The sequence below is a fragment of the Betaproteobacteria bacterium genome (assembly GCA_009377585.1).
GTDB lineage: Bacteria > Pseudomonadota > Gammaproteobacteria > Burkholderiales > WYBJ01 > WYBJ01.
Window position 1 is genome coordinate 1 of the sequence record WHTS01000172.1, and the last position, 9405, is coordinate 9405.

Consider the following 9405-nt stretch of genomic DNA (forward strand, 5'->3'; position numbering starts at 1 on the left):
ATGATGACGACGTCGTGCAGGTTGGCGATGATGGCCGCAAGGCCGAATTTCCATTCGAAGCGCATCCACAGGTAGAGCACGATGCCGATCGAGACGAACAGCAGCGCCAGCGCGCCGTTCTCGACCAGCTCCTTGCCGACCTGCGGTCCGACGAACTCCACCCGCCGCAGTTCAACCGTGGGTTCGACCTTGCGCAACGCCTGCATGACCGATTCGGATACCTTCGCCCCGGATATGTCCTCGCGCACCGGCAGGCGGATCAGGACATCGCTGGCGCTGCCGAAGTTCTGGATCGCGACTTCGGTAAAGCCCAGCCCCGCTACCGTCTCCCGGATGCGGCTCAGGTCGGCCGGCTGCTGGTAGCTCACTTCCATCACCGTGCCGCCGGTGAAATCGACGCCGAAATGCAGCCCCTTGGTGGCCAGCGATCCGACGGCGAGCAGGAATGTAATCAGCGAGATCACGTTGAACACCAGCGCGTGGCGCATGAACGGGATGTCGCGCTTGATGCGGAAGAATTCCATGCCTAGCCTTGCGTCGCTCCGATTGACGAATGCCGGTCAGTCAGACTCCGGCCGATGCCGTATGCCATCCTAGCGCGCCGGCGCTTCGGCGCTTGGCTTCCAGATTTGCCCGATCGAGACGCGTTCCAGCCTGCGCTTGCGTCCGTAGGTGAGGTTCACGATCGAGCGCGACACGACCACGGCGCTGAACATTGAGGTCATGATGCCGAGGCAGTGCACCACCGCGAAGCCGCGCACCGGGCCCGAGCCGAACGCAAACAACGCGATCCCGGCGATCAGGGTGGTGATGTTCGAATCCAGGATGGTTGCCCACGCGCGTTCGTAGCCGGCATGGATCGCCGCCTGCGGGCTGTTTCCGTTGCGCAGCTCTTCCCGCACCCGCTCGTTGATGAGTACGTTGGCGTCGATCGCCATGCCGAGCGTGAGCGCGATGGCAGCGATCCCGGGCAGCGTCAGCGTCGCCTGCAGCATCGACAGCAGTGCCACCAGGAGCAAAAGGTTGGTCACCAGCGCCAGCACCGAGATCACCCCGAACAGCGCGTAGTAGATGATCATGAATGCGCTCAAGGCCGCGAAGCCATACCACATGGCGCGGAAACCTTTGTCGATGTTCTCCGCGCCGAGGCTCGGGCCGACGGTACGTTCTTCGATGATCTCCATCGGAGCCGCCAGCGCCCCGGCGCGAAGCAGCAAGGCGATGTCGTTGGCCTCGCGCGTGTTCATCCGGCCGGAAATCTGCACCCGCCCGCCGCCGATCTCCGCGCGGATCACCGGCGCGGTGATGACTTCGCCCTTGCCCTTCTCGAACAGGATGATCGCCATGCGCTTGCCCACGCTCTCCCGCGTTGCCTGCTGGAAGATGCGCGCACCCGTTCCATCCAGGCTGATGTGCACCGCGGGCTCGCCGGTCTGATTGTCGAAGCCCGGCTGGGCGTCGTTGATCCGCTCCCCGGTCAGGACGACTTGCTTGCGCACCAGCAACGGCACGCGGCCCCGTTCGCTGCTCTCGTAGAAGAGCTCGGCGTTGAATGGCACCTGCCCGCGCACCGCGGCATCCAGCACCGCCGGATTGGACGAGTTCTCCTCGTCCACCATCCGCACCTCCAGGGTGGCCGTGCGGCCCAGGATGTCCTTCGCCTTGGCCGTGTCCTGCACGCCGGGCAGCTGCACCACCACCCGGTCCGCGCCCTGCTGCTGGATGATCGGCTCGGCCACGCCCAGCTCGTTCACGCGGTTGCGCAGCGTCGTGATGTTCTGCTGCAGCGCGAAGTCCGCCGTCTTCTTCAGTGCCTCGGGCTTCAGCGTCACGAAAAGGCGGTACTCGTCGGTTTCGTCGACCGGGCGCAAGGCGACATCCGCGGTGATGCGCTCGATCTCGCTGATGGCCTTGTCCCGGGACGCCTGATCCCGGAAACGGACCTGGACGACCTGGCCCTCGCGCGAGATGCCCGCATAGGGAATACGCTTTTCACGCAGCGAGCTGCGAATATCGCCGGCCACCCCTTCCATCCTGCGGGTCAGCGCCGTCTTCATGTCGACTTGCATGAGGAAGTGCACGCCGCCGCGCAGATCGAGCCCCAGGTACATCGGCCGCGCGCCGATCGCAGTCAGCCAATCGGGACTGTTCGAGACCAGGTTGAGCGCCACCACGTAATCCTCGCCCAGCTTTGCCTGCAGGACGTCCTTGGCCTTGATCTGCGTTTCGGTCTCGACGAAGCGTGCCTTGACGCCGTTGTCGTCGACCGTGATGCCATCGTGGGGAATGGAGGTGTCGGTCAGGATCTTTTGGACCCGCTGCATCAGGGCGGTGTCGGTTTTGAGCGCGGCCTTGGCCGGGGAAATCTGGACGGCGGGCGCCTCGCCGAAAAAATTCGGCAGCGTGTAGGTGAAACCGACCACGAGCGCGATCGCGACGATCGCGTAAAGCCACACCGGATATCGATTCATGTCTCGAGCGAACGGTTGGTGGCAGTCGCCCGGGGGGAAGCGGCGGCGGTCACGAAATCAATGACGCAGGCAAGAAGGCAGGCTTCACAGCGTCTTGAGCGTTCCCTTGGGCAGCACCAGCTGCACCGAAGGGCGCTGGACGGTGACCTCGACGTTGTCGGCGACCTGCAGCGAAACATAGTTGTCGCCGATCTTGGACACCCGACCGACCATGCCGCCGGCGGCGACCACCTCGTCGCCCTTCTGCAGGGCCTCGATCATCGCCTTGTGGTCCTTGGCGCGCTTCATCTGCGGCCGGATCATCAGGAAGTAGAGCACGACGAACATGAGCACGATCGGCAGCAGTCCCAGCATATCGCCGCCGAAACCGCCACCCGTGCCCTGCGCCCAAGCCTGACCGATCCACATCGTTTTCCCCTCGCCATCGCCGGTGCGCCCGTGCACCTGTTGGGGCGTTGCCAAATCGGGGCGATTCTAGCATGGGTCCATTGCGCCGGCCTCATGCGACAACACCTGCGGCAACGCGATTTCTTGCAGCCGCCCAGCCTCGATGGCCGTCCGGATCGAGGCCATGTGCGTATGGTAGTAGTGCAGGTTGTGCAGGGTGTTGAGCTGCGCGCCGAGCATCTCGTTCACCCGCTGCAAGTGATGCAGATAGGCGCGTGTGAAGGCCGAGCAGGTGTAGCAGCCGCAGCGACTGTCGACCGGACGCATGTCGTCGCGGTAGCGCGCGTTGCGAAGCTTGAGGATTCCTTCGCTGGTATAGAGCCAGCCGTTGCGCGCGTTGCGCGTCGGCAGCACGCAATCGAACAGATCCACGCCGCTGCGAACTGCGTCGAGAATGTCCTGCGGCGTGCCGACCCCCATCAGGTAGCGTGGCTTGTCGGGCGGCAGGCTCGGCGCCGTATGAGCGAGGACGCGGCTCATGTCGGCCCTCGGCTCGCCGACCGAGAGCCCGCCGATGGCGTAGCCGTCGAAGCCGATCCCGAGCAATCCCTGCAGCGACTCGTCGCGCAGGCGCTCGAACATGCCACCCTGCACGATACCGAAAAGCGCATTCGAGTTGCCCTCGTGTGCGCGCCGGCAGCGCTCCGCCCAGCGCAGCGACAAGCGCATGGAAGCTGCGGCGCCGGCCTCGTCGACCGGATAAGAAGTGCATTCGTCGAACACCATCACGATGTCCGAATCGAGCACGCGCTGGATCTGCATCGACGTTTCCGGCGTGAGCAGCAGGCGATCGCCGTTCACGGGCGACTGGAAGCGCACGCCCTCTTCGGAGATCTTGCGCAAGGCCCCGAGGCTGAACACCTGATAACCGCCCGAATCGGTGAGGATCGGGCGCGACCAACTCATGAATCGATGCAAGCCGCCGTGGCGCTCGATCACCTCCAGACCGGGGCGCAGCCAAAGATGAAAGGTATTGCCGAGCACGATCTGCGCGCCCAGCGCTTCCAGGCTCGCCGGGCTCATGCCCTTGACGGCGCCGTAGGTCCCCACCGGCATGAAGCAGGGCGTGTGCACGACACCGTGGGGCAATTGCAGGCGGCCGGTCCGCGCGGCGCCGTCGGTAGCCGTCACGCTGAATTTCATCGCAGCCTGCGTGCGCCCGCTCGCGTAGCGTTCATTCTGCATCGACGCGCAAACGCTCCAGCGCCGCGCGCAGCGCAGCCGGCATCGCAACCGGCGTTTGCGTATCCCGGTCGCAGCACACGTGTACGAAGTGTCCGCGCGCCGCGGCGAGGCGCTCGTCGTTGCGAAAGACGCCGATCTGGTAGCGCACGCTGCTCGTTCCCAGGTGCACTACGCGCAGCCCGCAATGCACGCGATCGGGAAAACGGATGGGCGCGAAGAACGTGCAGCCCGTTTCGACCACGAGCGAGACGGTGGTGCTCGCTTCGAAGTCCAGCACGCCGCTCTCGAGCATGTACTGGTTCACCGCGGTATCGAAGAACGAGTAGTACACGACGTTGTTGACGTGCCGATAGACGTCGTTGTCCAGCCAGCGCGTGGTCAGCTCGACGAAGTGCGCATAGCGGCTGCGCGTATCGGGCAGCATGCGCGCGGCGTTGCGGGCGGTCATGGTGCGTCCGCCGCAACCGCGTCCTGCCGCTCGAGCAACATGGCGTCCCCGTAGCTGAAGAAGCGGTAGCGCTCCGACACGGCGTGCCGATATGCGCGCCGGATGTGCTCCATGCCGCCGAAGGCGGAAACCAGCATGAGCAGCGTGGAGCGGGGCAGGTGAAAATTGGTCAGAAGCCGCTCCACCACGCGAAATCGGTAGCCGGGCAGGATGAACAGATTGGTCTCGCCCAGTCCTGCGCGCAGCCGGCCGCCGGCCGCGGCCGATTCGAGCGCCCGCAGCGTCGTCGTACCCACCGCCAGCACACGCCCCCTGCGTGTGCGCGCGCGCTCGATCGCAGTTGCCGTTTCGGCCGGGACATCGAACCATTCGCTGTGCATCACGTGGTTACGGATGTCGCTCACCCGCACCGGCTGGAACGTTCCAGCGCCGACGTGCAACGTGATGTACGCCGTCGCAATGCCTCGCCGGCGGAGCTCGGCGAGCATCGCCTCGTCGAAGTGCAGGCCCGCCGTGGGCGCTGCGACCGCGCCCGGATGGCGCGAATAAACGGTCTGGTAGCGGCTCGCATCGTCTGCGTCCGGTGCATGCTCGATGTAGCGCGGCAGCGGGACGCCGCCATGGCGTTCCAGGTACGTCGGCAGATCGGGCCCGGTTTCGAACTGCAGCCGATAGAATTCTCCGTCGCGACCCAGCACCCGCGCCGTCATGCCGCCGAAAAAGTGGATCGAGTTGCCGACGCGCGGCGGCTTGCTTGCACGCAGCTGCACCAGGGCACTGCGAGCGTCGAGCAGGCGTTCGATCAGGATCTCGACCTGCCCGCCGCTCGCCTTGACGCCGAACAGCCGCGCGTTGATGACCCGTGTGTCGTTGAACACGACGACGTCGTTCGCGCCGATCGACTGCGGCAAGTCGCGAAAGCGGCGGTCGGCCATATCGCCCGTGCGCCCGTCGAGGCACAGCAGGCGACTCGCCGCCCGCTCCTTCGCCGGACGCTGAGCGATCAGATCCTCGGGCAATATGAAGTCGAAGTCATCGAGCCGCACGACCGCGCGATTATACGGGAGCAACCTCTGCAGTTGCCCCTCGCCGAAGCGATAACGCATAATCACCGTCTCCCTGCCGGGATGGCGGAATTGGTAGACGCACCAGACTCAAAATCTGGCGATGGCAACATCGTGGGGGTTCGATTCCCCCTCCCGGCACCAATCAATTACGACCGGCATCCGGAGATCGAAGCGCAAAGGGCACCAGCCTCGAACCGCCTCCGCGATCAGCGCTGAATCAACCCCAGATCGACCAGAATGCGCCTCAGCAGCTCATGCTCCTCTTCCAGGTGCTTGCGCGTATCTGCGGCATTGCGCAGATCTTCACACCAGCCATTGCGCTCCAGATCCTGCTTCCACGTGTCGATCGGCGTGATCTTCTGAAACGCCTGCTCCCAGAAAGCAACCTGCGCGGGCGTGATGTCCTTCGGCGCAAGAAACCCGCGCCAGGCGTAGTGCACCGCATCCACGCCCTGATCGCGGAATGTCGGCACGGCCGCCAGCCTGCCGGTCTGGCGGCTGGGCGCGCTGAGTGCAATGATCGTGCCTTGCCTGAATCCACCTGCGTCAGCGCAGGGCCGGGCGTGCCGACCAGGATGTCGACGTGGCCGCCGAGTACGGCAGTGAGGTCGTAGTGCGTAGCCGCGACGTGGTGTGCGAGGCCGAGGCCCTGGTCACGGTCACGCAGGAAATTCTCTCCCAGATCGGGCCAACGTCGATCGCGGCGCCGGGTCTGCCCGGTTACACGTTCGAGCGCGCGCCCGGTGAATCCTGGCGCTCTCGCTACGACCTCGCGCGCACCCTCATCGTGGTCAACAATGGGCATCGCGACTTCGTCTACGCCTCGCGCGGGCGCACGTTGAAGCTGCGCTACCTGGTGCGGTTGTACACCAAGGAGCTGGTGCTGCGAAATTTCGTCGGGCCGCCGGCCGATCAGATCCTCGAGCGCATGGTCGAGCTCTCGTTGCGCACCGAAGAGAACCTGTGAGCGGCCGGCGTTGCAGTATGATGGGCTCGACAAGGCGCAGGAGGAGACCGTGCTGCTTCCCGTATCGCTGGTCGGCAGCTACCCGCAGCCCGACTGGCTGATCGATCGCGACCAGCTGCGCGCGGGCTCGGTGCCGCGCGTGCGCGCGACGCAGTTGCGACGCATTCCCGAGCCTTTTCTCGCCGAGGCCCAGCGCGATGCGACCCTGGTCGCGATCCGCAGCCAGGAGGAAGCGGGCCTCGACATCATCACCGACGGCGAAATCCGCCGCGAGAGCTACTTCAACCGTTTCGCCACCGCGCTCGACGGCATCGATCTCGATCGCCCCGGCAGCACGCTCGCGCGCAACCGCCGGCCGATCACCGTGCCGCGCATCGTCGGCCCGCTCGCCCGCCGCCATCCGGCCGAAGTCGAGGACATGCGCTTCCTGCGCGCACACACCCGGCGCCTGGCCAAGATAACCGTGCTCCAGGGCATCGAAGGCACAACCGTGGTGCACATGTGCTTCGGCTACGCCGCGATGGTGCCGGCCGCAAAGCCCGACCGCTACGGCTTCCTGGCCGAGCTGCGCGATTGCGCCTGCCATCAGGTTTCGGTCGAGACCGCGCAGCCGCGGCTCGATTGCTCGACGCTCGCCGCCCTCGCCGGCAAGAAGATCCTGCTCGGCGTGATTGATCTGAGCGACGATGCTGTGGAATCGCCGGCAACGGTGGCTGCGCGCATTCGGCCGCGCGCTGCCGTTCGTGCCGACCGAGAATGTCGTCGTGGCGCCGGATTGCGGCATGAAGTACCTGCCGCGCGAAGTGGCGTTCGGCAAGATGCGCGCGATGGTCGAGGGCGCTGCGATCGTGCGCCAAGAGCTGGAAAAGGGCTCGTCAGCTACCGATTAATAAGAGGCACCACCGATCTCTACAAAAGGAGGAACCCAATGAGTGTTTGGAGCAGACTGCTTGGATCGCTCGTCCTGAGCGCGTTCGCGGCCAGTGCCGGCGCGCAGGAGGATTACCCCAGTAGGCCGATACGCTACATTTCACCGTATGCGCCGGGAGGCAGCACGACCGTCATCGCCCGCCTGATCGGGCAGCAACTCACCGAAGCGTGGGGACAGCAGGTCGTCGTGGACAATCGGCCCGGAGCCAACACGCTCATCGGCATGTCGATCGCCGCGAAAGCACGCGCGGACGGCTACACGCTCGTGTCGATGGGCGCCGCGCTAGCCGGCAATCACTGGCTCGCGAAGGCACCCTACCACGTCCTGAAGGACTTCGCGCCGATCGCCACCCTGTCGAAATACGAGAATGTGCTGGTGGTCCCACCGTCGCTCCCGGTGAAAACGGTGAACGACCTGATCGCGATGGCCAAGGCGAAGCCGGCGCAGGTAACGTTCGGCACTTCCAGCTACGGCGGGCCGACCCATCTGCTGGCTGAACTGTTCAACAACACGGCTCACATCCAGACGCTGCACGTTCCCTACAAAGGCGGCGGCCCGGCGGTGATCGATCTGATGGGCGGCCACATCAATTTCTTCTTCTCCAATCCCGTCAACGTCGCGGCACACATCAAGAACGGACAACTGCGAGCGCTCGCGGTCACCGGCGAATCGCGCAATAAAACATTTCCGGACGTTCCGACCTTCGCCGAGGTAGGGCTGCCGGCCATGCGTTTGACGAACTGGCAAGGCGTCGGCGGACCGGCCGGCATCCCGAAGCCCATCGTCAACAAGATCGCCGGGGAAGTCAAAAAACTCGTAGAGAAGCCGGACACGCAGCACAAGCTTTTCCTCATGGGCTCCGAGCCCTACTACAACGGCCCGGAACAGATGGCGGAGCTCCTCAGATCGGACATCGACAAGTACGGCAAGATCATCAAGGACGCGAAGATCGAGCAGCAGTGATGCGTCCCGGCGAAGCCGGATCCCTCCGCGGTATTCGCCTGATGTTCGTTTAGCGGCGGGACCTGATGGAGTGCGCGTCAGGCGCGCGCTTTGGCGGGCGTGCGGATTTCCATCCCGGCCCACTTCGCCAGATCGATGGATGCGCGCGACGCGCTCGATCTGGCCTTTCGCCGGAAAGCGCTCGTAGAAGCCTTCGGTCCGCAACTCGCGCTGCTTCTCGCCCCACGGCGCAAGCTTTTCTTTCCCACCGTTTCACGCGTCCGTCGGGCGGTTCGGCGTCGGCGCGCGAGATCCGCACACCCGCACCATCGCCTTGATGGTCACCGGCTTGGTGACCATGCAGGCGTCGTTACCCCAGGTGTCGATGACCGTTGACACACCGCCCCCTCCTTTGCGGGGCGCGCATCGGCTCTGGGCATGCCGTTCGGCCGGCGCGAACCATGGTTCGCGAATTCCCAGCCTCACCCCAGCCCCCAAAAGCGGCGAGGGGAGCGTCGAGCGCTAAATCGCTGTCACCCATTTCGAATCGTCAATAAGACCACCCCGCCCGCGCTCCGGGGCGAGTCCCCGCCCCTCCTTCGCAGGAGGAGAGCGCATCCCCCCTCTCTCACGAGGAGGGGTGCCCGCGACCGCGGGCGGGGTGGTGTGGTTTACCGCCTACCCCGGCGGTTTCGCGGCAAACGCCGAGCCGCGCACGCCACATGCGCCCGTCCTTGGCGCCCGTCCTTGTCCTGCCACAGCTTCTCCTCGGCGTGCAGCTTGCCGAAGTCGCGCGTGATCGCCTGCAGCGGCACGTCCAGGAACGCGTCGATCACCTAGGCGTAGTAGAGCGGCCTCTCGCCGATCATCGCCAGGACCCGTTCGCCCAGTCGCGCGATCTCGTCGAGCCCGGGCTTGCGGTCGCCCGCGCGTATCGCGTCGGCTTC

Annotated in this window: 9 protein-coding genes, 1 tRNA gene and 1 pseudogene; 4 read left to right on the forward strand and 7 right to left on the reverse strand. The window is 65.3% G+C overall.

What is annotated here, in order from left to right:
- The 6 genes from GEV05_28930 to queA all read right to left on the reverse strand — a co-directional run.
- Nucleotides 1-524 (reverse strand): protein translocase subunit SecF (locus GEV05_28930; protein MPZ47317.1); only part of this gene is annotated, 524 nt, incomplete at its 3' end.
- Nucleotides 525-593: 69 nt separating this feature from the next.
- Nucleotides 594-2471: a protein translocase subunit SecD gene (gene secD, locus GEV05_28935; protein MPZ47318.1), complete on the reverse strand. Its 1878-nt coding sequence runs from the start codon at nt 2469-2471 to the stop codon at nt 594-596.
- 84 nt (nt 2472-2555) lie between these two features.
- Nucleotides 2556-2879, reverse strand: a complete 324-nt coding sequence (gene yajC, locus GEV05_28940) for a preprotein translocase subunit YajC (GenBank protein MPZ47319.1) — start codon at nt 2877-2879, stop codon at nt 2556-2558.
- A 66-nt stretch (nt 2880-2945) separates the two neighbouring features.
- A complete protein-coding gene (gene tgt, locus GEV05_28945) occupies nt 2946-4061 on the reverse strand; it encodes a tRNA guanosine(34) transglycosylase Tgt (GenBank protein ID MPZ47320.1) in 1116 nt (371 codons plus the stop codon).
- A 31-nt stretch (nt 4062-4092) separates the two neighbouring features.
- Nucleotides 4093-4527, reverse strand: coding sequence for an acyl-CoA thioesterase (locus GEV05_28950; GenBank protein MPZ47321.1), 435 nt, complete (start codon nt 4525-4527; stop codon nt 4093-4095).
- A gap of 20 nt (nt 4528-4547) precedes the next feature.
- Nucleotides 4548-5597 carry a tRNA preQ1(34) S-adenosylmethionine ribosyltransferase-isomerase QueA gene (gene queA, locus GEV05_28955; protein MPZ47322.1) on the reverse strand — a complete coding sequence of 350 codons (1050 nt, stop codon included), beginning with the start codon at nt 5595-5597 and terminating at the stop codon, nt 4548-4550.
- Between the two features lie 75 nt (nt 5598-5672).
- On the opposite strand from queA, the gene GEV05_28960 reads away from it, so the two are divergent.
- Nucleotides 5673-5759: transfer RNA gene (locus GEV05_28960), tRNA-Leu, on the forward strand.
- Between the two features lie 65 nt (nt 5760-5824).
- Here GEV05_28960 and GEV05_28965 read toward each other — a convergent pair.
- Nucleotides 5825-6139, reverse strand: a complete 315-nt coding sequence (locus GEV05_28965) for a hypothetical protein (protein ID MPZ47323.1) — start codon at nt 6137-6139, stop codon at nt 5825-5827.
- Between the two features lie 62 nt (nt 6140-6201).
- On the opposite strand from GEV05_28965, the gene GEV05_28970 reads away from it, so the two are divergent.
- From GEV05_28970 to GEV05_28980, 3 genes and pseudogenes are all read left to right on the forward strand, one after another.
- Nucleotides 6202-6585, forward strand: a complete 384-nt coding sequence (locus tag GEV05_28970) for a hypothetical protein (GenBank protein ID MPZ47324.1) — start codon at nt 6202-6204, stop codon at nt 6583-6585.
- Nucleotides 6586-6634: 49 nt separating this feature from the next.
- Nucleotides 6635-7475, forward strand: a pseudogene (locus GEV05_28975) (5-methyltetrahydropteroyltriglutamate--homocysteine methyltransferase).
- Nucleotides 7476-7513: 38 nt separating this feature from the next.
- The gene (locus GEV05_28980) at nt 7514-8479 is read left to right on the forward strand and encodes a tripartite tricarboxylate transporter substrate binding protein (protein ID MPZ47325.1); all 966 of its coding nucleotides are present in this window, start codon (nt 7514-7516) and stop codon (nt 8477-8479) included.
- Nucleotides 8480-9405 lie beyond the last annotated feature (926 nt).